Below are 24,377 nucleotides of genomic sequence, written 5' to 3' on the forward strand. Positions count from 1 at the left end.
CTAAAAATATGAATCATATTCAGGCAAATTTTCTTTTAGAGAAATTTTTGCCTGATTTTTTATTGCAGTTGAAAGAAACATTGCCAAGGCTAAATAGAAAGTAGCTATAAACTTAAAAACAATTATTGAGCCTAAATTCTTAAAAATCAAATAAAATAAAAAGGCATTGAGTGCTATTGCAATCATGTTAAGTATTCCAAAAATAAACACTGGGAAATTTCTCTTAACAGCATCTTGTGGATTTTCCCAATTGAGTTTAGGGTACTTTATCCCAAAGAAAATTCCAAAGCTTGAAGAAGCATAGGAACCCAATATGGCACCACACAGCATAGATAAAATATATAGTATATTAAATTTTGTAAGGTAGGATAAAAATATTATTATGGGAAGAGTTGATACAACTTGAAAAATAGTTGAACCTAAAAGTCTTCCACTCACTTGATCTTCGTAGGCTATGGGAAGAGTCTGCATAATATAAATATTTTTGCCTTCACGAGTAATACTTGTTAAAGACAGTGGAGTCATAAAAGCTGCATAGAAAAATACTGTAAGCATAAAGGCAAAGAATAAATTAATTTTGTCAAAGCCATAAATTTCTATATTGTCGAAGAAGTTTTGAACAATACTTATATTTTCCCTTCTCTTAAAAAAAGGAAGTGATATAAAAAATGGAAGCATAAAGGAAGCAGATGCCAAATTAAAAAAGTAAACAGGCGTCCTTAATACATTGACGACATCTTTTTTTGCCAGTGAAAGAACAATTGATGTATTTTTATTTTCTCTACTGTGCCAAACCCTTGAACTTTGCACATTAGTTTTTAAAACTCCAGCAATCATTATCTTTGAAAGAGGGAAACTGAGTACATACAAAATTATTGCCATTGCAATAAGTATAAAAAAGCTTAAAGAAAAGGCAGGCAAATCACTCATTCCGTAAATTTTATTTAATAAATGAACTTGAGGGAAGAGGAGTTTTATAAAATGTACTAAATTATTTTCATTAAATATACTTGAATTTTCTGATCTATTCATAATTTGTGGCAATAAGGTTACACAAATAATTATTATAGAACCAAGGGTTTGCAATAAATTTTTCAAACCGCCAATACCTGCGAAAGCCCTCATAAATAAAATTAATAGAGTAGACAAAATTAAAATAGTAAAAATAATATTTGATAAATTCAAAAAGATAATTGAAAAAAATTTTAAAAAACTTAAATTCGCAAATCTTATTAAGGGAAATACCATTGGAACAAAAATTATAAAACTAATAACCAAGGAAGGAAGAGCAGAGCCCAAAATTTTTGAAAGATAAATATTATTTCGCCTAATTGGAAGGGGAAGAAGTATTTCCACATCTTTTGAATAATAAATTTTAGAAATAATATTTGCACTTGTAAAAATTAACACTCCAATGGAAACAAATCCAAAAAATGCCATTAACACTGTACTTGACATGCCATTTTTAGCCATAGGTATTATAAAGGCGAGAATTAGCATTAAATATAGAAATCCAAGGTAGATAAATAGAATTGCAAGTCCAAATACTGACAAAGCTTTAAAAGATCCACCCCTTTTTGATGGCTTTTTAAGGGGAGCAATAAAATTCAAATAGAGATCTTTTTTTAAAAGAGTCTTTAATTCTAAAAATTTGTCCATAAAATCACTCCGTAAGTTCCAAAAATATTTTTTCAAGACTTCCACTATCCTTTGCAGAAGCCCTAATCTCTTCGAGAGTTCCCTTTGCAATTAATTTGCCCTTGTTGATAATTGCGATTTCGTCGCACATTTTTTCTGCAACTTCCATGACATGAGTGGAGAAGAAAACTGTGCCGCCCCTTTCTGCAAATTCTCTCATAATATTTTTTAGTCTAAAGGAACTTTTTGCGTCAAGTCCCACCATGGGCTCGTCTAAAATTAAAAGTTTTGGCTCGTGAATAAGTGCGCCAATTAAAACTATTTTTTGCTTCATTCCATGTGAGAGAGCGGAAATTGTCGCATCTAAATTTTCTTCCATCTCAAAAATTTCTGCGTATTTTTTTATGTTTTCATTTCGCTTTTCTAAACTAAGTTTAAAGACATCGGCGATAAAATTTATATACTGCCTCGCAGTCATATTGTCGTAGATGTCAGGATTGTCTGGAACATAGGCAAATTTTTTCTTTGCCTCAATTGGGTCATCTAAAGTGTCGACACCATCAATTTTAATTTTTCCTTGGTCCTGTCTTAACATGCCAACTATCATTTTAATTGTAGTAGTTTTGCCTGCACCATTGGGGCCTAAGAAACCATAGACAACACCATTGGGCACCTCTAAGTTTAGATCATCAACTGCAATCTTTGTTGCAAAAAATTTCTTTAAACTTTCTATTTTAATCATATTGCCTCCTTGCTTTTATATCTTCAAAAATTTAAACTCCAAATTCAAATTAATATTATAATAAATTCAAGGCAACGTCAACTCTATTTTGAAAATATTCTAAATAGTCCTGTAAAATAATTTATAGAATAATGAAAATTTTATGAATACATCAATATATTTTTAAAATAACTGAAAGCTCCTATATATAAACGATAAATATAAATGGAGAACTTGACTTTAGTTAGTTTTCTTGATTTTCTAATAAAGAAAAAATGAATTGCATAAAAACTTTTATGTTGATGATGGAGGGCTATGTTTAATTGAATAAAAAAGAAAAAAGTATTAGAATATTAAAACTTTTATTATTAGCTAATATATTGAGAATACCCTTAGCATTTATAAAAAGGGCTATAGAAATTAAAATACATTCTCCTTTATTTACGGGGATAAGCTCATCCTTAATAATAACAATAAATATAATAGTAATTTTAATTGCTGTTATTACGGCATTTGCAGAAGACTAATATATAAAAAAGAGTACAAGTAATTTTGCGACTTGTACTCTTTTTTGATATTTATTTTATTAAAAAGTTAATGTTAGTTATTAAGCACCAAGGTAAGCTGCCTTTACAATAGGATCACTTAAAAGTTTCTTTGCAGATCCGCTCTTGACAATTTTTCCAGTCTCAAGGACATAGGCTCTATCAGAAATTTTAAGAGCTAGGTTTGCATTTTGTTCCACTAATAGAACTGTTACTCCAATCTCTTTGAAATTTTTTATTACATCAAAAATCTTTTCAACAAAGAGAGGAGACAGTCCCATAGAAGGTTCATCCAATAAAATTAATTTTGGTCTAGTCATCATGGCACGACCCATGGCAAGCATTTGTTGCTCGCCACCAGAAAGTGTGCCTGCTCTTTGATTTTTTCTTTCTTCAAGAATTGGAAATCTTTCGTAAATAACTTTTAAAATATCTTCGTCGCTTTCCCGTGGATTTTTCACAGCAAAGGCACCAAGCTTTAAATTATCTAAAACAGATAAATCTGTGAAGACTCTTCGACCTTCAGGCACTTGTGCAATTCCCATTTTGGTAATTTCATGAGCCTTTGCCTTAGTAATATCTTTGTCTAAAAATCTAAGCACACCACTTTTTTTGGGGATCAATGCCGATATACTTTGAAGAGTGGAAGTTTTTCCAGCACCATTGGCGCCGATTAAGCAAACTATTTCACCTTCCTTTACTTCAAAACTTACGCCCTTTAGTGCGTGTATATTTCCATAAAATACATTTAAATCTTTTACATTAAGCATTGCTACCTCCAAGATAAGCTTCTATAACTCTAGGATCATTTATAACATTGCGAGGGAGACCTTGAGTTAGCATCCTTCCATAATTTAACACAGCAATCCTTTCACAAATGCCAAGTACAAGTTTCATATCATGTTCAATCAATAAAATTGTAATATTAAATTTGTCACGAATAAGTCTAATTGTCTCCATAAGCTCTTCTGTCTCTTGAGGATTCATTCCGGCGGCAGGTTCATCTAAGAGAAGAAGTTTTGGATTAGATGCCATGGCACGGGCGATTTCTAATTTTCGTTGATCGCCATAGGACAAAGTATTGGCAGAGAAATTTTTAAACCTATCTAAATTAAAAATTTTCAAAAATTCCATGGCACGAGTGATGCCTTCGTACTCTTCTCTCCAGAATTTTTTTGTCCTAAACATTCCATCTAATAATCCATATTTTATTTCATCATTTTGAGCAACACGAACATTGTCAAGGACAGACATATAGCCAAAGAGCCTTATGTTTTGAAAAGTTCTTGATATTCCCTTTTTCACAAGTTTGTGAGGTTGAAGACCATTTATTCCTTCGCCCTTTAAAAGGATTTCACCTTCAGTGGGAGAATAAACGCCTGTTATCATATTAAATACAGTAGTCTTGCCAGCACCATTAGGTCCAATTAGTCCAAAGAGCTCGCCTTCATTTATTTCCAAATTAAAATCGTCAACAGCTTTAAGGCCGCCAAAATTTATTCCAACATTATTTAATTTCAAAACAGAAGTCATTAGTCCTCACTCCCTTCATAGTGTTTATCTATCTTTAATAATTTGTAAACGAGTCCAGTAAGGGTAAATTCTTTTCTTCCAAGTAAGCCATTAGGTCTAAATATCATGACAATAATTAAAGCTAGAGAATAGAAAATCATTCTGTACTCTGCAAACTGACGAAGAAATTCTGGAATTATAGTTAGAACTATTGCAGAAAAAATTGCACCAGTAAAGGAACCCATACCACCAAGGACAACCATTACCAAGATGTCAAAACTTCTATTGTAGTCAAAAACTTTTGCACCAATTACACCTATGTTGTGAGCATACATTGAACCAGCAATACCCGCAAAGAAAGCAGATAGTGCAAAGGCATAGGTTTTAAAATAAGTTATATTTATACCAGAAGATTCAGCTGCAATTTCATCGTCACGAATAGATAAAATTGCTCGACCATGTTTTGATGTCATAGTGCTAAACATTATAGCAACAGAAATTATTGTAATTATATAAATAACTAAGAAGTTTTGCATAACGGGAATGCCAGATAAACCTTGTGCACCACCAGTGAATCCAAAGTATTCAATTAAAACCCTTATTATTTCACCAAAGGCTAAAGTTACAATGGCTAGGTAGTCGCCCTTTAATCTAAGGGCAGGAATGCCAATTAAAATTCCAATGATAGATGCAAAAATTCCACCTAAAAGCATTCCCATGATATAACCACCAAGTCCTGGTATAATTCCAGCTTTTGTAAAAAGGGCAGCAGTATAAGCACCTATTGACATAAAACCTGCGTGCCCCAAAGTTATTTGTCCAAGGTTTCCCACGGTGATGTTAAGAGAAACGGCGAGGACTATATTTATTAAGACAAGTCTTAAAACACTCATGGCATATCTATTTAAGATGCCGACATAATTTAGACCAATAACTATAAAATAAAATAGTGCAAGAAGTATTACACTTAAAACCATTATTCCCTTTTTTTCTCTAGTCATTATACTTTCTCCTTTTGATTCTTGCCAAGTAAGCCATTAGGTTTAACAAGTAACACTACAATTAAAAGACCAAAGACAATTGCATCAGCAAGTTTTGAAGAAACATAGGCCTTTATAAGAGCTTCCACAATTCCAATGATGATTCCACCAATAACGGCACCGGGAATAAGACCAATGCCGCCAATGACTGCGGCAGTAAAGGCTTTTATGCCTAACATAGATCCCATTAAAGGATAAACTTGTGGGTAGGCACTGATGTATAAAACAGAGGCCACTCCAGCAAGGGCAGATCCAATTGCAAAAGTAAGGGACAGTATAGTGTCAACATTAATTCCCACAAGACTTGCAGCACCATAATCTTCACTAGTGGCAATCATAGCCTTGCCATATTTTGTATTTTTCATAAATAATTGCAAAACAACAGTGAGTATGGCTGTGATAATAATAGTTACATAAGTAGAAGGAGCAATGTTTATTTCTCCAATATTAATAATACCTGATTTAAAAATTGGAGGAACAGATTTTGCACCTGCACCAAAAATTTTCATAAAAGAATTTTGTAATAGTAAACTCACGCCAATAGCAGTGATTAAATTTGCAATTCTAGGACTATTTCTAAGCGGTTTATAGGCAAGCCTTTCTATTAATACGCCAACAACAATGCAGACTAATATTGATGGAATAATAGCAAGATAAAAGGGAAGACCAGCACTTAGAAGAAGACCAGAGATAGCATAGATAGCAGTATAAGATCCAATCATTATAATTTCGCCGTGAGCAAAATTTATAAGTTGAGCAATGCCATATACCATTGTGTAGCCAAGCGCAACAAGAGCATATACAGAACCTAAACTAAGTCCATTTAATAGTTGATTTATAAAACTCATAGAGCCTCCTTAAAAATTAATAAAAAAGACAAGCATAAGCTTGCCTTTGCTTTTATTATTCAGCTGAAACTAAACTGTTAAAAGTATATGAGCCGTCCTTAATTTCTATAATAGTTGCAGATTTTACAGGGTTGTTGTTTTCACCAAACCTCAAATCTCCAGTAACGCCACTAACTTCTACAGACTTTAGAGCCTTAACTATTTCAGCAAAGTCCATAGAAGCGGACTTTTCTATTGCCTCTTTATAAATATAAACTGTGTCATATCCAAGAGCAGAGAATGCAGAAGGATCTTCATTATATTTTTCCTTGTAAGCATTTACAAAGTTTTGAACCTTTTCGCTAGTATCGTGAACTGAGTAGTGATTAGTGAAGTAAACACCATTTAATAAGTCTTTTGAACCTTCGTCAATAACAGCAAGCACTCCATCCCATCCATCAGGACCAATAATTTTAGACTCAATGCCAAGGTCTCTAGCTTGCTTAATAATTGAAACATCTTTTTCGTAGTATTCAGGCACTATAATTACATCAGGTTTTTCTTTATCAATATTTGTAAGTTGAACCTTGAAGTCAACATCACTATCGCCATAACCTTCATCAGCAACAACCTCAAGTCCCTTAGATTTTGCTTGCTCAATGAAAGCATCAGCAACACCATTAGAGTAATCGTTAGAAGTATTTCTAAGGATTGCAACTGTCTTTGCCTTCAAGTTGTCACAAGCAAAGTTTGCTAAAATTTTTCCTTGAAGAGGATCAGTAAAGCAAGTTCTAAAAACATTGTCTTTATTTTCTGTTATAGGAGCACTAGTTCCTGTTGGAGTAATTATAGGAATTCCATCTTGAGAAGAGTTTTCTGCAACTGCAAGGGAAGGTTTCGAAGTAATAGCGCCGATGATGACATTATTACCACCTTCAACTAATTTGTTGTAAACAGTAACTGCTTCAGTTGGATCACCCTTGTCGTCTTCAGAGAGGTATTCAATTTGTTTTCCGCCAATACCGCCAGCTGCATTTATTTCCTCCACTGCCAGCTTAACACCTTTGTCAGCAGAATTACCATAGACAGCAGCAGAACCAGTCTTTGGAATAATTCCTCCAATTTTAATAACATCTCCATTGTCGGGAGCAGTAGAAGTCTTTTCAGCTCCGCCTCCACAGGCTGTAAGTAATGCAGCAAGTGAAAGGACACATAATATTTTTTTCATCGTCGTCATCTTTCTTACCTACCTTCTTAAAAAATTTTCATCTCAACTAATAAGTGTTTAACATATATCAACTGTTTAATTAAGATATTTTTTTTATTATAACAATTTATGCAAAAAGGTCAATAGAAAAAGATAAATTTATTGTAAATTAATACATTTTTAGTTATCTAATCATATTATCAGCTTAAACAAAATTTAAGATTTGAAATTAATTGTCTATAGATTTTATTTAAGTAATGTTACAAATATATTAAATTTATTAAAATTTCATAAAGTGCTAAAACTTTTTGTTGATATTGGGTATAATAGCACTAAAGAAAATGTTTTTATATCATTTAATTTTATAACGAGGAGGAGAGTTTATGAAAAACAAGAAAGTACTTAGTCTATTACTTGCGGGAGTAATGATTACGGCAATTCCATTTAATGTATTTGCAGATACTAAAGAGGTACAAGAAGGACCAAATACTGAAGTAACAGCGTCTGCTGAAGAACCTGAAAAACTTGAAGTTGGTGAAGAAGAAGTTCCTGAAGCATTAAGGGCACCAGCGGAAGATTCTTTTACAGTTACTTTTGAATTAAATGGCGGTACGGGAACAACAAGCACAGCGGTTCAAAATGGAGGAACAGTTAGTGCACCAACACCAGCACCAATAAAAAAAGATTATGATTTTGCTGGTTGGTATGCTGATGAAGGTCTTCAAACAAAATTTGACTTTTCAACAACAATTACAAAGAAAACTACTATTTATGCTAAATGGACAGAAAAAGTTACAAAATTCACTGTTACTTTTAATTCAGATGGTGGAAGTGCAGTAACTTCTCAGACTGTTGAAAGTGGAGAAAAAGCAAATGAACCATTAAAACCAAAAAAAGAAGGCTATACTTTTAAAGGTTGGTACGATGGAGATACAAAATTTGATTTCAACACTGCTATTACAGGAGACAAATCTTTAAAAGCAAAATGGGAAAAAGATGTACCAGTTACAAAAGTTCTTTCTATTTCTGAAAGATATTATGACAAGGGAAGATTTTATGGCAAAGTAACTGCGGATGGAGATGCAGTAAAAGGCGCTACTGTTAAATTATATGATTATGACGGAGACTATACAGGAAAATCTGATGTAACAGATGCTAATGGATATTTTGATATCTATGTAGGGGATTACTACTATGGATATTATGATGACGATTATTATGGATATTACCGCTATGATAGCATAAAAGATAAATACTATTACTATGATTCTAAGGGAGACAGACAATATATAAATTATACTCCATATAATTATAGATATTACAATGATAGATACTATAATGGCAGATATTATGGTGGATATCTTTTAGCAACTAGCGATGATTATGAAACATCTTCTAAATATTATCTAAATGACGGAAGATATTGGGACGGATATTACAGAGATTATAAATATTATGACAGATACGACAAAAAAGTTTATCCAACTGATATCTCTAGAACAAATTATTCAACTAGTGGATATCTAAAGGGATATAGCAACAGTACTGTATATGTATATGACGATGGAACTTATCTCGGTAGCGATGTAATTGACTCAAAGGGATACTTTAAAGTAACTTGGAATAGTCCTTATGTTTCTACTGGAAGAACTTTAGACTATTATGTAAATGGAACTTACAAAGCAGATAATGGATATTCAATTATTCCAACTGTTAACGCAGTTTCAGCTGGAGCAAAATATGTAAGAGGTAATGCAGGATTTAATGCAACTGTAACTGTATATGATGCAAGTGGAAATACACTTGGAAGTACAACTGCAGGAGATACTGGCATTTACAATGTAGTATTAAACAGAGAATTGAGAGCTGGAGAAACTATTAAAGTTGAATCTAAGGAAGCCGGCAAAGTTTCAAGAAGTACTGAATATAAAGTTGGTGGAGTAGCTGTTTCTACAGAAAAAGTTAACCAACCTTCATATATCGCAGGTTTCCCAGATGGAACATTTAAACCATCTAAGGAAGTTACAAGAGCAGAGGCTGTTAGAATGTTTGTTAAACTTGTAAATAATGGAGAAGAACTTCCAAGCAATCCAAAGACAAGTTTTAAAGACGCAAACAATGCTTGGTATTCAGATGAAATTAACTACGCAGTTTCTAAGGGCTTTATCAAGGGTTACTCTGACAACACATTTAAACCAAATCAAGCAATCACAAGAGCAGAATTTGCACAAATGATTTCTGTATTTGTTAAAGATGGTTATCCAGGAACTGGATCATTTAAAGACGTAAAAGGTCACTGGGCATCTGATGCAATCAATGAACTTTACGGAAATAAGAACATCAAAGGTTACTCTGACGGAACATTTAAGCCAGATCAAAAGCTTACGAGAGCAGAAGCTGTAACAATTTTAAACTCTGTATTTGGCAGAAATACTAAATCAACATCTTTCACAAAGATTAGTGAAAGCGGATTAAAGAAATTTACAGATGTACCAAAGAGCCACTGGGCATATTATGAAATCCTAGATGCTTCTAATGGACACAATGCAGCTAAAACTGGAAGTTCAGACGAAGTAAGTGTATGGCAATAAATTAAGTTTTAAATTTAAAAATTAAAATTTAATAAAGAAAGCGGCAAGATATCCTGCCGCTTTTTTTGCTTTAAACATATTTAATGGATAAATGCAAATAAATTAAATTGATATAGATGATAAACTAGAAAGTATTTATATTTTAAGTGAGTGTAAGTTAAATTATTTTAAATAGAAGATAAAAGAAGATAAAAGTTTTAAAATTTTAATTATTTCCTTGGCATCAACACATTATAGAAATAAAAATCACAGAAAAAGTTATTGATATATGGTGATGTTAAATATATTTGAAAAAGCTTAAAAATCAAAGAAATTTCAAAGTTAATACTTTATCTTTATAAAGAATTACAAGAGTTTTTAAAAGCATCTATTTTTGGGTATAGTATAGATAACAAATACTTATAATTTATATTTTATAGGAGGTAATTATGAAAATATTAGTGCCAATCGATGGATCAAAGAGTTCAAAAAAATCAATAGAGGTAGCAAGAGATATGGGACAAAAACTAGGGGCAGATCTCATTATTTTGACTGTTACTCCAGAAACTTCTATCTTTGAACAATATCCAGCCAATTTTAATTTTACACTTGAAATAGACAAGGCTAATGTTGAAAGAGCAGAGATGATACTTAAAGATGCAGAAACGGATTTAAGCGGATATCCAAACAAAGTTGAAACTTTTTACACTTCTGGAAATCCTGGTGAACAAATTTGTAAGTTTGCTGAGGAAAAAGATGTTGACTTTATTATAATGGGCAATAGGGGACTAGGTGCTTTTTCTAGGACGCTTTTAGGTTCTGTATCCAATAAAGTAATAAATCATTCAAAGAAATCTGTACTTGTAGTTAAGTCAGATATTTAATAAGGGGCGGTTATCCGCCTTTTATTTTTTTGATTTTTAAGAGAGAAAATAATTTCAATTAATATTTTGTAAAATTTTATAAAAATACTATTGTTATTTATATTTTTTTCAAACTCAAAGTTAGTTTGATATACTTTTAGTTAAACAATGATAAAAAATACCTTGTATTTTTCGTTTTTATTAGAAAAAGCTTACTTTATTTTCAATTTCAAATTTATGGCAAATTTATTTATGTGCTTGTTTTTTTAGTTAAAGATGCCTTGAAAAACAAGCACATAATGTTATAATAGAAATAACGTATGTTAATTAAATAACATTCTTTATAATAATTGTTAGGGGGATTTTAAATGGATTTTAGAATGGACAAGGAACATCTATTGTTACAACAAATGTATCGTGCATTTGCTGAAACTGAAGTTGAACCTGTTGCTGCTGATGTAGATGCAACAGAAGAAGTTCCTATGGAAAATGTTAAAAAAATGGCCAGATATGGTTTCTTTGGAATACCATTTCCTAAAGAATATGGTGGACAAGGTGCAGATTATTTAGCTTACGCTATGGCAGTAGAAGAACTTTCAAAGAAATGTGCTACTACTGGTGTAATTGTTTCTGCTCATACTTCACTATGCTGTGCTCCAATTTATGAAAATGGAACAGAGGAACAAAAGAGAAAATACTTACCAGATTTATTAGCAGGTAAAAAAATCGGTGCTTTTGGTCTTACTGAACCAGGTGCTGGTACTGATGCAAGCGGTCAAAGAACAACTGCTGTACTTGATGGTGATGAATATGTACTTAATGGATCAAAGATCTTTATTACAAATGCAGGATTTGCTGATGTATTTGTAATTATCGCAATGACTGATAGATCTAAGGGAAATCACGGAATTTCTGCGTTCATAGTTGAAAGAGGAACTCCAGGATTTACAGTTGGTGAACCAGAAGACAAGATGGGTATCAGAGGTTCTTCTACTTGTGAGCTTATCTTTGAAGATTGTAGAATTCCTAAAGAAAATCTTTTAGGAAGAGAAGGCAAAGGATTTAAGCTTGCAATGAAAACTCTTGATGGTGGTAGAATTGGTATCGCATCTCAAGCTCTTGGCATTGCAGAAGGTGCAATTGACGAAACAGTTAAATACACTTCTGAAAGAAAACAATTTGGAAGAAGAATTTCTCAATTCCAAAACACTCAATTTGAACTTGCAGATATGAAAACTACTGCGGAAGCAGCTCAATTATTAGTTTATAGAGCAGCTGATGCTAAAGGTAATGGCGAAGCTTACGGACATTATGCAGCTATGGCTAAATTATTTGCAGCAGAAGCAGCAAGTGATATAACTAGAAGATGTCTTCAATTATTCGGTGGATACGGCTACACTCGTGATTATCCAATTGAAAGAATGATGAGAGATGCTAAGATCACTGAAATTTACGAAGGTACATCTGAAGTAATGAAGATGGTTGTATCTGGCTGGATGGGCGTTAAATAATCGGAAGGAGTATTATAGATGAATATAGTAGTATGTATTAAACAAGTACCTGATACTAATGAAGTTAAACTTGACCCTGTTACTAACACTCTTATTAGAGAGGGCGTGCCAAGTATTATAAACCCTGATGATAAATCAGGACTTGAGGTTGCACTTAGACTTAAAGATGAAAATCCAGATACCCACGTAACAGTTTTATCAATGGGACCGGGACAAGCCGAAGTTGCATTAAGAGAAGCTCTTGCAATGGGAGCAGATGAAGGAATCCTTGTAAGTGATAGAGCCTTTGGTGGAGCTGACACTTGGGCTACATCTTGTACAATCACTGCAGCACTTGAACACTTAGATTATGATTTAATTATCTGTGGTAGACAAGCTATCGATGGAGATACTGCACAAGTTGGACCACAAATTGCTGAACACATTGGAATTCCACAAGTTTCTTATGTTGAAGAACTTGAACTAGACAAAGATATGAAGGGTATAACTGTTAAAAGACAATTTGAAGATAGATATCACATAATCAATGTTAAATTCCCATGCTTAATCACTGCAATTGCAGAATTAGCAGAACCTAGATATATGACGATTGGTAAAGTTTTTGAAGCTTACCAAAAAGAAATCAAAGTTTGGGGTCTTGAAGATATTAAAGACAAACTCGATATGGCAAACATAGGACTTAAGGGATCACCTACTAAGGTTAAAAAATCCTTCCCTAAACAAGGAAAAGGTAAAGGTGTTCTTTTAACTGACCTTACTGCTGACGAAGCAGCTCAAGCTATCGTTGCTAAACTTCAAGAAAAGTATATTATCTAATTGGGGGTTTAAAAATGAGTAAAGATGTATTTGTATTTGTAGAACAAAGAGACAATAAACTTGAAAAAGTTGGAATAGAACTTTTGGGAAAGGCTAGAGAACTTGCTGACGATCTTGGACAAGATGTCGTTGCAATGTTGCTTGGTGAAAAAGTTAAAGATCATGCTGAAACTCTTATCAGACATGGAGCCGATAAAGTTATTGTAGTAGAAGATGAAATGCTTAAAGAATATGTTACTGAACCATATGCTAAAGCAATTACAAAAATTATAAAGGAAAAAGACCCTGAAATTGTAATTTATGGGGCATCATCAATAGGCCGTGACCTTGCACCAAGACTAGCAGCAAGAATTCACACAGGACTTACTGCTGACTGTACTAAACTAGAAATAGATGAAGAGTCTAAAAATCTTATGATGACAAGACCTGCCTTTGGCGGTAACTTAATGGCAACAATCCTTTGTGAAGATTTTAGACCACAAATGGCGACAGTTAGACCTGGAGTTATGCAAGCACTTGATTCTGACAATTCTAGAAAAGGTGAAATTGAAGAAATCAAAGTTGACTTTACTGATGCCGATATGAATATTGAAATTAAAGAAATTGCTAAACAAGAGTCTCATAAGAAAGATATCACAGAAGCTAAGATATTAGTATCTGGTGGTCGTGGAATTGGTGGACCAGAAGGATTTAAACCTCTTCAAGAACTTGCTGATAAATTAGATGCAGAAATTTCTGCATCAAGAGCATCTGTAGATTCAGGCTGGATAACTAAAGATCACCAAGTTGGACAAACTGGTAAGACAGTTAGACCAGAACTTTACTTCGCAATGGGAATTTCTGGAGCAATCCAACACGTTGCAGGTATGGAAGATTCTGACCTTATTATCGCTGTCAACAAGGATCCAGAAGCAGCAATTTTTGAAGTTGCAGATTTAGGCGTAGTTGGCGACATTAATGCAGTTGTTCCAAAGCTTATTGATGCAATTGAAAGAGAACAAAGAATTAAAGCTGAAATTTAATTTTTAAATAAATTTAGAGGTTACCTTTTTGTAACCTCTTTTTTATTCAGATTATAAAAGTTGAGGAAAAGATATATTAAATACTTAAAAGCACTTGGATTTTGCGTGCAAAAGTGGTAAAATTTATTTCAATAATTTTTATTTTAGTGTAACAAATGGAGGGAAGATAATGGATAAGTCTTATGTTTTTTATAATGGGGAAATCGTTGAAGAGGAAAAGGTATCAGTAAGCATTAGATCTAGAGTTGTAAACTATGGACTAGGTGTTTTTGAAGGTATTCGTGCTTATTGGAGCGATGAAGATCAAGAACTTTATGGATTTAAATTAATTGAACATTACAAAAGATTTTTACAATCAGCAAAGGTAGTTAATTTAAAAATAGATTATACTGCAGAAGAACTTGCAGACTTTACAATTGAACTTTTGAGAAAAAATGGATATAAACAAACCACTTATATAAGGCCTATTGCTTATAAAGATACTAAAACAGTTGGAGTTAGTATTGAAGGACATGAAGATGATGTAGTGGCAATTTATTTGCAACCAATGGGCAAGTACATGGAACAAGAGGAATTTAGAGTTAAAGTTTCGTCATGGGTAAGAATTGCAGACAATATGCTTCCACCAAGAACTAAGGCTACGGCAGGTTATCTTAACTCAGCACTTGCATCGCTAGAAGCTAAGAGAGCGGGATATGATGAGGCTGTATTGCTAAATAGAAATGGATATGTATGTGAGGGTCCAGGTGAAAATATCTTTATTTATAAAAAGGGAAAACTAATTACACCACCTGCTTCAGACGATATATTAGAAGGTATTACAAGAGATGTAGTAATGCAGCTTGCAAGGGAAGAACTTGGAATTGAATGTGTAGAAAAGTCAATAGCGAGAACTGAACTTTACAATGCAGATGAAGTTTTCTTCTCTGGAACAGCAATGGAAGTTGCACCTGTAGTTGAAGTCGATGGTATAAAAGTTGCTGATGGCAAATCAGGCGAAGTTTGTATGAAGTTAAAGGAACTTTTTGCAGATATAACACATGGTAGAAATGAAAAATACAAAGATTCATTGAGACCAGTTTATGGCAAATAAAAATTTTAAATATTTATATAAAATGATTTTTATTTTATAAACTTATAGAAATCGGTGTAGCTTATTGTCTATGCCGATTTTTTGTTGAAAATATTTATTTAAAAATAAAAGATACAAAATTCAAATATGATATAATTCTTTTAAAATAGTCTAATTATAGTTTTAATATTTTTGGGTAATTTATTACATAGAGAGGTGATTAAGTGGCGAAGCAATACACCAAAAATTTAATCAAGAGGGAGTTTTTGAAACTACTTGAAGAAAAAAGTTTTAGCGGTATTACGATATCTATGCTTTCAGAAAGATGCGAGATAAATAGAAACACGTTTTACTATCATTATGAAGATATATACACTCTAGTGAAGGAAATTTTAAGTGATGAACTAGAAAAAGTTGATGAAGAATTTAATGAAACCTTTTCTTGGGAAAAAAGCTTGATTCACGCCTCTTCTTTCTTAATGGAGAACAAAAAAGCAGCACAGAATCTTTTCAAATCTATTGAAAAAAGTGACAGAGACAATTACCTTTACCAAGTTTGTGAGTCTGTAATGGAAAAATATGTGGAGAACAAATGTAAATCTAAAAATATTTATGCAAAGAAAAGAGACAAAAGACTAGTAACAGATTTTTATCGTGCAGCGCTTGTTGGATTATTAGATAATTGGATTCAGGATGGAATGAAGGAGTCGCCCGAAGATATGATTTATCGCATTGGCAAACTCTTTGATGGAAATATTGAGAGATCTCTTCGAATTAGCGAGGATCTAGATGAAGTTTAATAAAATTAAAAACTATAATTGCTTGAGAATGTACTGAGGACATAATCATTGTTCGGGTTTAGAAGTTTAGTACACTCTCAAGCTTTTTTATTTTTTAAATTTTATAGTGAGAACTTGTGCAAAATATATAATTTGTCTAAAAACTAGTCAATGCAACTTTACTATCTTAAATTAATACAAAGCAGAAGTATTATCTGATGTGAACCAAATATTTCCAGGGTAGAATAAAGATAAAGAAAAAGAAATAAAATTAATGGAGGTAAGTTATGGAAATTAAGACATTTGACGAAAGACTAAAACTTGGTAATGGAGATTATGACAGACTTGTAAACTCTAGAAAACCTAAGGGAATTGATGAAAAGAAAGCTTATATCATAGGTACAGGAATCGCTGGATTATCAACTGCTGGCTTTTTAATTAAAGATGCAAAAATGGATCCTTCAAAGATCGTGTTTTTAGAAAAAGATGATATAGCTGGTGGAGCACTTGATGGTAAAGTTCTTCTAAACAGTGGCTATGTTGCAAGGGGTGGTCGTGAAACGGGTAACCGCTTTGAAACATTGTGGGATATTTTAAGTGTAATTCCTTCAAGAGAAAATCCTGAGATGTCAATTTTAGATGATCTATATTACACTAATCTTGACGATCCTAACTTTAGCAATTGTCGTATTACAAAAAACAATGGTCAACGCTATGATAATGGAAAATTTAATCTTTCAAAAGATGTAATTAAAGAAATTATTCATTTAATTTTGACACCAGATGAAAAATTACAAGGTATATCTGTTGAAGAAGTTTTATCTGATGAATTTTTAGAAAGTGATTTTTGGACATATTATAGAACGATGTTTGCCTTTGAAAATTGGCATTCAGTACTTGAATTAAAATTGTATATAAATCGTTTTATTCACTTAGTCGGTGGATTGCCTAACCTTTCAGCATTACAATTCACAAGATATGATCAATATGAATCTATTGTAGTACCTATGATGAAATGGTTAAAGGATAAGGGTGTTAAAACTGAATACAATTTTGAAGTTAGTGATATAGAATTTAATATTACAAAGGATAAAAAAGTTGCTACTAAAATTATCGCATCTGATTCAAAGACAGGTGAAGATAAGTCAATTTCACTTACAGAAAATGATCTTGTATTTGTAACTACAGGTTCTTTAGTAGAATCATCAGTTTATGGCAACAATAATAAGGCACCAAGCATTGACATTGATACAGAAGAAAGCTTTAAATTGTGGAAAAATATTGCTAAAAAATCTGATGATTTTGGACATCCAGAAGTTTTCACATCAGATATTGACAAAACAAATTGGGAATCAGCAACAGTAACTGTAAAGAGCAAAGAAATTTCATCTTATATTGAAAAAATAACTAAGAGAAGTCCTTACACGGGAAAAGTTGTAACTGGTGGAATTGTATCTGTACTTGATTCAAATTGGTTAATGAGTTGGACAATTAATCGTCAAGGACAATATATTGGACAACCAGAAGATGAAATAGCTGTTTGGGTATATGCACTCTTTACTGATAAAGAGGGAGATTATATTAAAAAACCTATGAAATTCTGTACTGGTGAAGAAATTGCAAAAGAATGGCTATACCATATTGGAGTACCTGAAAGCGACATTGATAGGCTTGCAAAAGAAACTTCAACTGTTCCTGTATTCATGCCATATATTACAGCACAATTTATGCCAAGAAGTTTTGGAGACAGACCTTATGTTGTTCCTAAAAATGCAGTTAACTTTGCTTTTCTAGGACAATTTGTTGAAACACTTGACAATCCAGGTCGTGATACAGTATTTACAACAGAATACTCTGCAAGATGTGCAATGGAAGCAGTGTATGTATTAACAGGTGTAGAAAAGAAAGTACCAGAGGTATTTGCATCAAGATATGATATTAGATATTTATTAGCAGGAGTAAGCGTATTAAATGATGGTGAAAAGCCAGAATTAGATCTACCTTTTGGTGCAGATGCGATTGTAGGAAAGAAAATTGCAGGCACAGAAATCGAAAAAATGCTTAAAGAATATAATTTGATTTAAAAGATAAATTAAAAATAAAAAATAATAAAAAAGAAAGAATACCAGTTCTGAAAAGGACTGGTTTTCTTTATAATAGTTGTAATTTAATTTTGTCTAATTAGCACTTAAAAATGTAGATATTTATAAAGAATATTGATATGAAAAATTATAGCATCATATGAAAATTTATTGTTATATAGTTTTGAATTATAAATTTTTGAAGTATGTATGAAGCAATAAATATTGTAAAAACATGACCTTAAATGGTATCATATAGAAGGTGATACTATGAAAAAGATAATACTTGCCTTGGCTTTGGGAGGACTTTTAATTTTCTCTGGTTGTGGCGATAAAAATGTTAATAATAAAAATTCAAATCAAAAAAACAATAATTCAATTTCTCAAGAAGTTAAAAAAGATGGAGAAAAACACGAACTGGAATTTTACGATACCTTTGACACTGTTATAAATATTGCAATTTTTTCTGATTCCGATGATTTTGCAAATGAAAATTTGGGATATGCAAAGGAAAGGTACGAAGAACTCCACAAACTTTTTGACAATTATAAAAATTACAATGGTATTGTAAATGTAAAAACTATTAATGACAACGCAGGTGTCAAGCCAGTCGCTGTAGATAAGACATTATTTAATCTTATAAAAAGCTCCATTGACGATTATAATAATATTTCTCACAAAACTAATATCGCCCTTGGGTCTGTAACCAAACTTTGGAATGAGTACAGAGATCTTTATGAGTCTGGAAAGACTAAAGAAGAAGTTATAAAGCTAAAGGGAGAGGCAATTCCCAGCGATGAGGAGTTGGAAAAGCTACGTCCTTTCATAAAGGTAGAGAACATAAAACTAAATGAAGATACAAGAGAAGTCTATATTGACAAGGGTATGAAACTTGATTTAGGTGCAACTGCCAAGGGATTTGCAACTGAGATTGTGGCAAAGGAACTTGAGGAAAGAGGAGTTAAGTCGGCGGTAATTTCTGCTGGTGGAAATGTTAGAATAATTGGAAAGCCAGTTGATGGTCGTGATAATTTTAAAATTGGGATTCAAAATCCTGATATGGAAAGCGAAAATTCAATTATTGCCGTTGTAAATGTAACTAATACTTCTATTGTAACTAGTGGCGATTATCAAAGATATTTTGATTTAGATGGCAAGAGATATTGTCACATAATAGACCCTGACACTTTAAAGCCCGCAACAGACTTGAAATCTGTAACTATTATTAAGGAAGATTCAGGACTTGCTGACTTTTTATCTACAGCTGCTTTTAATTCCACAGGTGAAGGTATAGAGTCTTTGTCAGAAAAAACTAATTCTGCAATTATCTGGGTGGATAAGGACATGAACTTAAAGATGACAGAAAATGCAGCTAAGTACATTGACCATTAGGAGTTATCATGAGAAATAACACTAGAGGTTTAATTTTTCACATCTTAATAATTTTTATAACTTTTGCCATGGCTGCTATAATTAATATAAGTAGCAGCGTGAGAAGTTTAGTTTATGGGAATATTTTTTTTAAATATATTTTAGTTGCCGCAATTTTGCTGCTATATTACAATTTTGGAAAATTGCTTTCAAAGAGAAATGCAAGGAGTATTGATTTTTTTGCAGGTAATTTAATATTCTTAATAGGATTAATTTTATTTGCCTTTGGTTTTTTAGGGCTTGGAAGAAAAATTTTTGAAGCTTCAGTTGGAGGAAGTTATTGGAAATTTCCTCTGGAATTCTTTTTGATGCCAGAAGTTTATGCTATTAAGGTATTGGGAATAAATTACAATGCCATAAGTCTTCTTATTGCTACGTTAATACCGAGTTTTATTTATGGAATCAGCATAAAAATTTCTAGAGCAAAGATAATTAAAAGAAATAGACTTAAAAACAGAAGAAAATAGGAGGATACATGAAAAATTCAATTTACAAATACGACAGTGAAGAGCTTTACAATCACGCTGTCAATAGATTAAGGGATTTTGGTGTTGAACTAATAGAAATTGCAAAGTTGGTACAGGAATTGCAGGGCGAATATATTGAGAATCTTGATCTTGATAGATGTCTTGACAGTGTAAAGAGCGTAATAAAAAAGAGAGATTCCGTTCATGCAATTCTAACTGGACTTGCCCTTGATGACTTGGCAAATGAAGGAAAATTACCGGAACCAATTCAATCAATAATTCACGACGACGAAGGATTATATGGAGTTGATGAGATATTAACTCTTGGAATTGTGAATATGTATGGCACAATTGGTCTTACAAACTTTGGCTATCTCGACAAGAAAAAAATTGGGATAATAAAAGAACTTGATGAAAAGAAAAAAGCGGAAAGAGTAACTACCTTTGCAGATGACTTGGTGGCAGCAATTGCTGCAGCTGCATCTGCAAGAATAGCTCATCAAAATAGAAAATAATTATAAAATGCGGAAGGTTTTATTGTGATAATCGATGAGACCTTCTTTTTTTAGTTTAGAAAGTTCACGGGAGAGGGAGGAGCGGTTTAAATTTAAAAATTGTGCTAGTTCTGTTATGTTAAAGTCAATGGTAAAGTATTTTGAGTGACTTTTACGGGCTTGCGTTGACAAGAAATACAAAATTTTTGCACGAGAAGTGGGAAGGGTCAAAAGATTTAATTTGTCGCGCATAAATAAATTTTTGCCAGCAAGAATTTTTATTAAATTATCCTTAACTTTTTCCTTTGATTTTAAATTTTTACTTGAAAAAGAATTGTAGTCGAAGAAAATTATTTCTGTATCCATAGTTGTAACCACGGATAGCGGAATTTCCCTTACGCCCTTGATTAAAATTGACTCGGCAAAAAGTGCAGGCGCAGATAATTTTGATAAAATAGTTTTGTTGCCAAAGACATCGTCCATTTCTAGATCCACTTGTCCCTTTAATAGTATGCCAAAGTAATTTATGTGATCTCCCACGCTAAAGATAGTACTTTTATTTTTATAAACTTTTATATCTGAAAGATAATTTTTAACTTCATCAAGTTCTACTTCATTTAAATTGTTGAATAATTGTAGATTTGTAAGTATATTTGAAAGTTCCATATAACACCTCATCTATATTTTAACATTAAAGGGATAATAATATTAAAAAAATCACATGATTATTGAAGAAGTGATTGTTAAATGTTAAACTATCTATATAGAAATCTTTAGGAGGATATATGAAAGTTACTATTTGCATGGGTGCTAGGTGCACTCTTATGGGAGCTAATGCTATATACGACGCAGTAGAGTACTTACAAGACCATTTGTGTGGACCTGAGTCTGAACTTTGTTCTGCAGAAAATTTGGAAGTTGAATTTGCACATTGCTTAAATTATTGCAAGATTCACAACAATGAAGCATCGCCAGTTGTTATTGTAGATGACGAAATTATGCTAAAGGCTACCGCTCAGGAAGTTAGTGCAAAAATTATTGATAAATTAAGGATATAGTAAGGGGAAGAGATGAAAGAAACATATGGAACACTTGTCGATATCAGAAGAAAAGTTTTTGCTGAAGTTGCAAGAATTGCATATAATGATATAGATATTTCCGCCCTAGAAGAGTCCAGCTACAAAATTGTGCCTGGCGAAGTGGCGAGATATAGAAGTGATATTTTTAGAGAAAGAGCAGTTGTTGACGAGAGACTTAGGCTAGCTATGGGTCTAGATGTTAGAAAAATTGGCGTATTTAAAAATGTAACTGATGGTTTTGACAAAGTAGACATAGACACAAATGCTTATGAAAAACCTCTTATAAATGTAATAAAATTTGGTTGTGAAGCTTGTCCAACTAAGGCATATTACACTACGGATAATTGTAGAAAATGCCTTGCACATCCATGCATAAATGTATGTCCAGTAAATGCAATTTCTATGGGAAAGGACAGAACTATAATTGACAAGGACAAGTGCGTTAAATGCGGCAGATGTCAAGATGCCTGTCCATATTCTGCAATTGTAAAGTACGAAAGACCATGTGCAGCAGCCTGTGGTGTAAATGCAATTGATTCAGATGAATATGGAAGAGCTGAAATAGATCAAGATAAATGTGTTGCATGTGGAAGATGTATTGCAGAATGTCCCTTTGGAGCAATTTCTGACAAGACACAAATTTTCCAATTGATAAAGGCAATAAAATCTGGCAAAAAAGTTTATGGAGCTATTGCACCTTCATACATAGGACAATTTGGTGCTAATACAAGTGCAAAACAAATAATTGAAGCAATAAAATTACTTGGTTTTGAAGATGTAGTAGAAGTTGCTCTTGGAGCGGATTTGACAACTCTTCATGAAGCAAAGGAATATCTCGAGAGGGTGCCTGAAGATATACCATTTATGGGTACAAGTTGTTGCTTTTCATGGACGCTTATGATAAAAAATGAATTTCCAGAATTTTTTGATCAAGTTTCTGACTCCGGTTCGCCAATGAGGTACACGGCAAATCATATAAAGGCAAAGGATCCCGATGCAGTAGTAGTATTTATTGGACCTTGCACTTCGAAAAAATTAGAGGCAATTGATACAAAAGTAAAATCCGATGTTGACTTTGTAATAACTTTTGAAGAACTTATGGGAATGTTTGTAGCAAAAAATATTGAACCATCAGAAATAAAAGTTGAAGAAAAGGTTGAAGATGGTTCAGCACTTGGGCGAGGGTATCCAATTGCAGGTGGCGTTGCCGAATCTGTAAAAGTTGTCGCAGAAAAAATTGCTCCAGACAGGGATATTCATATTCAAGGAGCACACACACTTTCTGAATGTATGAAGATGCTAAAAATTGCAAAGGCTGGAAAGTTAGATGGATATTTACTAGAAGGTATGGCATGCCCTGGCGGATGTATCGCAGGTGTGGGGACTATTGCATCCGTAAATAGAGTTAAAAAGCAAATTGAAAAATTCAAAAAAGAATCAATTTATCAAACTCCTTTAGAAAATGTAAATATAGAAAAAGAGAGAGAAAATATATAGGAATTTAGGTATTTAATTTTACAAACTATCTAATCCAAAAGCTTGTAAAAATAAATAAAAAAATCCACCATAAATATTGACAAACTAGGCTACGTAGTCTAAAATATAGGTCATGTTTAAAAAGCCCCGGAATAATTTTTTAAACTATTTAGGAGGAAAATTCATTGAAAAGCTACATGGCTAAAGCAAATGAAGTTGAAAGAAAATGGTATGTAATTGATGCAGAAGGCAAAGTCCTTGGTAGATTAGCATCTGAAATTGCAAGCGTACTAAGAGGAAAGAGAAAACCTATCTTTACACCACATGTGGACTGTGGGGACTTTGTAATTGTAATTAATGCGGACAAAGTTGTATTGACAGGAAATAAATTAAATCAAAAAATTCACGCATATCACACAGGATATCCAGGCGGAAGAAAAGAAATTGTCTATTCTGAAATGATTAAAAAAAGACCAGAGAGAGTTATTGAACTGGCTGTTAAGGGAATGCTTCCTAAAAACAGACTTGGTAGAAAGATGATCAAGAAACTTAAGGTTTATGCTGGAAGCGAACATCCACACGAAGCGCAAACACCTGAAGTATACGAATTTTAATTGGAGGTAAGAATGGATACTATACAATATAGAGGTACTGGAAGAAGAAAAAAATCCATCGCCCAAGTTAGACTTCTACCTGGCAATGGAAAATTTACAATTAATGGAAGAGATATTGAAGAATACTTTGATTTTGAAACTCTAAGAACAGTTGCAAAAGAACCCCTTGAACTTACTGATACAGAAGGATCTTTTGATGTAATTGTTAAAGTAATCGGTGGCGGTTACTCAGGACAAGCAGGTGCTATAAGACATGGTGTTGCAAGAGCACTTCTTGAAGTTGATCCTGAATACAGATCAGTTCTTAAAAAAGCAGGTTTCTTAACAAGAGATCCGAGAATGAAGGAAAGAAAGAAATACGGTCTTAAAAAAGCAAGACGTTCTCCACAATTCTCAAAAAGATAATTTTATATTATTTTACAAAAGCCTTGGAAACAGGGCTTTTTTGTTTGCTCTAATTTAGGCTCTATGTCAAACTTTGGGAGGCTCTATAGTATCTGTTGGGTGTAAAAACTCTAATAGATATTATGGAGCTTATTTTAAATATAGTAGTTAATTATTTAATTGCAAAAGAAGAAAAGCAAGAATTTATAAAAGTGATGAATAAGTTAT

General features: G+C 32.7%; 24 protein-coding genes. 16 read left to right on the forward strand and 8 right to left on the reverse strand.

What is annotated here, in order from left to right:
- Positions 1 to 1,659 carry a hypothetical protein gene (locus HKO22_RS02145; RefSeq protein ID WP_169968197.1) on the reverse strand — a complete coding sequence of 553 codons (1,659 nt, stop codon included), beginning with the start codon at positions 1,657 to 1,659 and terminating at the stop codon, positions 1 to 3.
- A 4-nt stretch (positions 1,660 to 1,663) separates the two neighbouring features.
- Positions 1,664 to 2,380 carry an ABC transporter ATP-binding protein gene (locus tag HKO22_RS02150; RefSeq protein ID WP_169968198.1) on the reverse strand — a complete coding sequence of 239 codons (717 nt, stop codon included), beginning with the start codon at positions 2,378 to 2,380 and terminating at the stop codon, positions 1,664 to 1,666.
- 302 nt (positions 2,381 to 2,682) lie between these two features.
- On the opposite strand from HKO22_RS02150, the gene HKO22_RS02155 reads away from it, so the two are divergent.
- Positions 2,683 to 2,886: a hypothetical protein gene (locus HKO22_RS02155; RefSeq protein ID WP_169968200.1), complete on the forward strand. Its 204-nt coding sequence runs from the start codon at positions 2,683 to 2,685 to the stop codon at positions 2,884 to 2,886.
- A gap of 80 nt (positions 2,887 to 2,966) precedes the next feature.
- Here HKO22_RS02155 and HKO22_RS02160 read toward each other — a convergent pair whose 3' ends face one another.
- Genes HKO22_RS02160 through HKO22_RS02180 form a run of 5 tightly spaced genes read right to left on the reverse strand, consistent with a single transcriptional unit; the run spans position 2,967 to position 7,511 of the window.
- Positions 2,967 to 3,674, reverse strand: coding sequence for an ABC transporter ATP-binding protein (locus HKO22_RS02160; RefSeq protein ID WP_075659538.1), 708 nt, complete (start codon positions 3,672 to 3,674; stop codon positions 2,967 to 2,969).
- Positions 3,667 to 4,437, reverse strand: coding sequence for an ABC transporter ATP-binding protein (locus HKO22_RS02165; RefSeq protein WP_075659537.1), 771 nt, complete (start codon positions 4,435 to 4,437; stop codon positions 3,667 to 3,669). Before HKO22_RS02165 ends, HKO22_RS02160 begins: the two co-directional genes overlap by 8 nt.
- Positions 4,437 to 5,417: a branched-chain amino acid ABC transporter permease gene (locus HKO22_RS02170; RefSeq protein ID WP_075659536.1), complete on the reverse strand. Its 981-nt coding sequence runs from the start codon at positions 5,415 to 5,417 to the stop codon at positions 4,437 to 4,439. Before HKO22_RS02170 ends, HKO22_RS02165 begins: the two co-directional genes overlap by 1 nt.
- Positions 5,417 to 6,304: a branched-chain amino acid ABC transporter permease gene (locus HKO22_RS02175; RefSeq protein ID WP_169968201.1), complete on the reverse strand. Its 888-nt coding sequence runs from the start codon at positions 6,302 to 6,304 to the stop codon at positions 5,417 to 5,419. The genes HKO22_RS02170 and HKO22_RS02175 overlap by 1 nt, the downstream gene beginning before the upstream one ends.
- Before the next feature lie 55 nt (positions 6,305 to 6,359).
- The gene (locus tag HKO22_RS02180; protein WP_169968203.1) at positions 6,360 to 7,511 is read right to left on the reverse strand and encodes an ABC transporter substrate-binding protein; all 1,152 of its coding nucleotides are present in this window, start codon (positions 7,509 to 7,511) and stop codon (positions 6,360 to 6,362) included.
- Between the two features lie 362 nt (positions 7,512 to 7,873).
- Between HKO22_RS02180 and HKO22_RS02185 the strand changes: the two genes are divergently transcribed.
- The 11 genes from HKO22_RS02185 to HKO22_RS02235 all read left to right on the forward strand — a co-directional run bounded on the left by HKO22_RS02185 (position 7,874) and on the right by HKO22_RS02235 (position 20,617).
- Complete coding sequence (locus HKO22_RS02185) at positions 7,874 to 10,081, forward strand: S-layer homology domain-containing protein (protein ID WP_169968205.1); 2,208 nt, start codon at positions 7,874 to 7,876, stop codon at positions 10,079 to 10,081.
- 428 nt (positions 10,082 to 10,509) lie between these two features.
- Entirely contained in the window at positions 10,510 to 10,944 is a 435-nt protein-coding gene (locus HKO22_RS02190) for a universal stress protein (protein WP_075659533.1), read from the forward strand.
- Between the two features lie 347 nt (positions 10,945 to 11,291).
- Positions 11,292 to 12,434: an acyl-CoA dehydrogenase gene (locus tag HKO22_RS02195; RefSeq protein ID WP_075659532.1), complete on the forward strand. Its 1,143-nt coding sequence runs from the start codon at positions 11,292 to 11,294 to the stop codon at positions 12,432 to 12,434.
- A gap of 18 nt (positions 12,435 to 12,452) precedes the next feature.
- A complete protein-coding gene (locus HKO22_RS02200) occupies positions 12,453 to 13,250 on the forward strand; it encodes an electron transfer flavoprotein subunit beta/FixA family protein (RefSeq protein ID WP_075659531.1) in 798 nt (265 codons plus the stop codon).
- 14 nt (positions 13,251 to 13,264) lie between these two features.
- Positions 13,265 to 14,272: an electron transfer flavoprotein subunit alpha/FixB family protein gene (locus tag HKO22_RS02205; RefSeq protein WP_075659530.1), complete on the forward strand. Its 1,008-nt coding sequence runs from the start codon at positions 13,265 to 13,267 to the stop codon at positions 14,270 to 14,272.
- Positions 14,273 to 14,441: 169 nt separating this feature from the next.
- Positions 14,442 to 15,365 (forward strand): branched-chain amino acid transaminase, encoded by a 924-nt coding sequence (locus tag HKO22_RS02210; protein ID WP_075659529.1) that lies wholly within the window; start codon positions 14,442 to 14,444, stop codon positions 15,363 to 15,365.
- 245 nt (positions 15,366 to 15,610) lie between these two features.
- Entirely contained in the window at positions 15,611 to 16,144 is a 534-nt protein-coding gene (locus tag HKO22_RS02215) for a TetR/AcrR family transcriptional regulator (RefSeq protein WP_235932802.1), read from the forward strand.
- A 266-nt stretch (positions 16,145 to 16,410) separates the two neighbouring features.
- Positions 16,411 to 18,207, forward strand: a complete 1,797-nt coding sequence (locus HKO22_RS02220; protein ID WP_169968208.1) for an oleate hydratase — start codon at positions 16,411 to 16,413, stop codon at positions 18,205 to 18,207.
- A gap of 267 nt (positions 18,208 to 18,474) precedes the next feature.
- On the forward strand, positions 18,475 to 19,596 hold the full coding sequence (locus HKO22_RS02225) for an FAD:protein FMN transferase (RefSeq protein ID WP_169968210.1): 1,122 nt from the start codon (positions 18,475 to 18,477) through the stop codon (positions 19,594 to 19,596).
- 8 nt (positions 19,597 to 19,604) lie between these two features.
- On the forward strand, positions 19,605 to 20,102 hold the full coding sequence (locus HKO22_RS02230) for a hypothetical protein (protein WP_169968212.1): 498 nt from the start codon (positions 19,605 to 19,607) through the stop codon (positions 20,100 to 20,102).
- A gap of 8 nt (positions 20,103 to 20,110) precedes the next feature.
- Positions 20,111 to 20,617 carry a phosphatidylglycerophosphatase A family protein gene (locus HKO22_RS02235; protein ID WP_144015200.1) on the forward strand — a complete coding sequence of 169 codons (507 nt, stop codon included), beginning with the start codon at positions 20,111 to 20,113 and terminating at the stop codon, positions 20,615 to 20,617.
- Here HKO22_RS02235 and HKO22_RS02240 read toward each other — a convergent pair whose 3' ends face one another.
- On the reverse strand, positions 20,618 to 21,262 hold the full coding sequence (locus HKO22_RS02240; RefSeq protein ID WP_169968214.1) for a Crp/Fnr family transcriptional regulator: 645 nt from the start codon (positions 21,260 to 21,262) through the stop codon (positions 20,618 to 20,620).
- Positions 21,263 to 21,381: 119 nt separating this feature from the next.
- On the opposite strand from HKO22_RS02240, the gene HKO22_RS02245 reads away from it, so the two are divergent.
- The 4 genes from HKO22_RS02245 to rpsI all read left to right on the forward strand — a co-directional run bounded on the left by HKO22_RS02245 (position 21,382) and on the right by rpsI (position 24,170).
- Positions 21,382 to 21,654: an NAD(P)H-dependent oxidoreductase subunit E gene (locus HKO22_RS02245; RefSeq protein WP_005957852.1), complete on the forward strand. Its 273-nt coding sequence runs from the start codon at positions 21,382 to 21,384 to the stop codon at positions 21,652 to 21,654.
- Between the two features lie 12 nt (positions 21,655 to 21,666).
- Positions 21,667 to 23,172 (forward strand): 4Fe-4S dicluster domain-containing protein, encoded by a 1,506-nt coding sequence (locus HKO22_RS02250; protein ID WP_169968216.1) that lies wholly within the window; start codon positions 21,667 to 21,669, stop codon positions 23,170 to 23,172.
- A gap of 164 nt (positions 23,173 to 23,336) precedes the next feature.
- Positions 23,337 to 23,765: a 50S ribosomal protein L13 gene (gene rplM, locus HKO22_RS02255; RefSeq protein WP_075659522.1), complete on the forward strand. Its 429-nt coding sequence runs from the start codon at positions 23,337 to 23,339 to the stop codon at positions 23,763 to 23,765.
- Positions 23,766 to 23,777: 12 nt separating this feature from the next.
- Positions 23,778 to 24,170: a 30S ribosomal protein S9 gene (rpsI, locus tag HKO22_RS02260; RefSeq protein WP_075659521.1), complete on the forward strand. Its 393-nt coding sequence runs from the start codon at positions 23,778 to 23,780 to the stop codon at positions 24,168 to 24,170.
- The last annotated feature ends 207 nt before the right edge of the window (positions 24,171 to 24,377 follow it).

The organism is Peptoniphilus faecalis (assembly GCF_012976305.1).
GTDB lineage: Bacteria > Bacillota > Clostridia > Tissierellales > Peptoniphilaceae > Peptoniphilus_A > Peptoniphilus_A faecalis.

Coding starts and splice junctions, on each gene's coding strand:
- HKO22_RS02165 (WP_075659537.1), bottom strand. CDS start 4,437: ATGACTTCTGTTTTGAAATTAAATAATGTTGGAATAAATTTTGGCGGC.
- HKO22_RS02245 (WP_005957852.1), top strand. CDS start 21,382: ATGAAAGTTACTATTTGCATGGGTGCTAGGTGCACTCTTATGGGAGCT.
- HKO22_RS02190 (WP_075659533.1), top strand. CDS start 10,510: ATGAAAATATTAGTGCCAATCGATGGATCAAAGAGTTCAAAAAAATCA.
- HKO22_RS02230 (WP_169968212.1), top strand. CDS start 19,605: ATGAGAAATAACACTAGAGGTTTAATTTTTCACATCTTAATAATTTTT.
- HKO22_RS02180 (WP_169968203.1), bottom strand. CDS start 7,511: ATGAAAAAAATATTATGTGTCCTTTCACTTGCTGCATTACTTACAGCC.
- HKO22_RS02150 (WP_169968198.1), bottom strand. CDS start 2,380: ATGATTAAAATAGAAAGTTTAAAGAAATTTTTTGCAACAAAGATTGCA.
- HKO22_RS02195 (WP_075659532.1), top strand. CDS start 11,292: ATGGATTTTAGAATGGACAAGGAACATCTATTGTTACAACAAATGTAT.
- HKO22_RS02210 (WP_075659529.1), top strand. CDS start 14,442: ATGGATAAGTCTTATGTTTTTTATAATGGGGAAATCGTTGAAGAGGAA.
- HKO22_RS02240 (WP_169968214.1), bottom strand. CDS start 21,262: ATGGAACTTTCAAATATACTTACAAATCTACAATTATTCAACAATTTA.
- HKO22_RS02175 (WP_169968201.1), bottom strand. CDS start 6,304: ATGAGTTTTATAAATCAACTATTAAATGGACTTAGTTTAGGTTCTGTA.
- HKO22_RS02145 (WP_169968197.1), bottom strand. CDS start 1,659: ATGGACAAATTTTTAGAATTAAAGACTCTTTTAAAAAAAGATCTCTAT.
- HKO22_RS02235 (WP_144015200.1), top strand. CDS start 20,111: ATGAAAAATTCAATTTACAAATACGACAGTGAAGAGCTTTACAATCAC.
- HKO22_RS02225 (WP_169968210.1), top strand. CDS start 18,475: ATGAAAAAGATAATACTTGCCTTGGCTTTGGGAGGACTTTTAATTTTC.
- HKO22_RS02220 (WP_169968208.1), top strand. CDS start 16,411: ATGGAAATTAAGACATTTGACGAAAGACTAAAACTTGGTAATGGAGAT.
- HKO22_RS02160 (WP_075659538.1), bottom strand. CDS start 3,674: ATGCTTAATGTAAAAGATTTAAATGTATTTTATGGAAATATACACGCA.
- rpsI (WP_075659521.1), top strand. CDS start 23,778: ATGGATACTATACAATATAGAGGTACTGGAAGAAGAAAAAAATCCATC.
- HKO22_RS02170 (WP_075659536.1), bottom strand. CDS start 5,417: ATGACTAGAGAAAAAAAGGGAATAATGGTTTTAAGTGTAATACTTCTT.
- HKO22_RS02200 (WP_075659531.1), top strand. CDS start 12,453: ATGAATATAGTAGTATGTATTAAACAAGTACCTGATACTAATGAAGTT.
- HKO22_RS02185 (WP_169968205.1), top strand. CDS start 7,874: ATGAAAAACAAGAAAGTACTTAGTCTATTACTTGCGGGAGTAATGATT.
- HKO22_RS02205 (WP_075659530.1), top strand. CDS start 13,265: ATGAGTAAAGATGTATTTGTATTTGTAGAACAAAGAGACAATAAACTT.
- HKO22_RS02250 (WP_169968216.1), top strand. CDS start 21,667: ATGAAAGAAACATATGGAACACTTGTCGATATCAGAAGAAAAGTTTTT.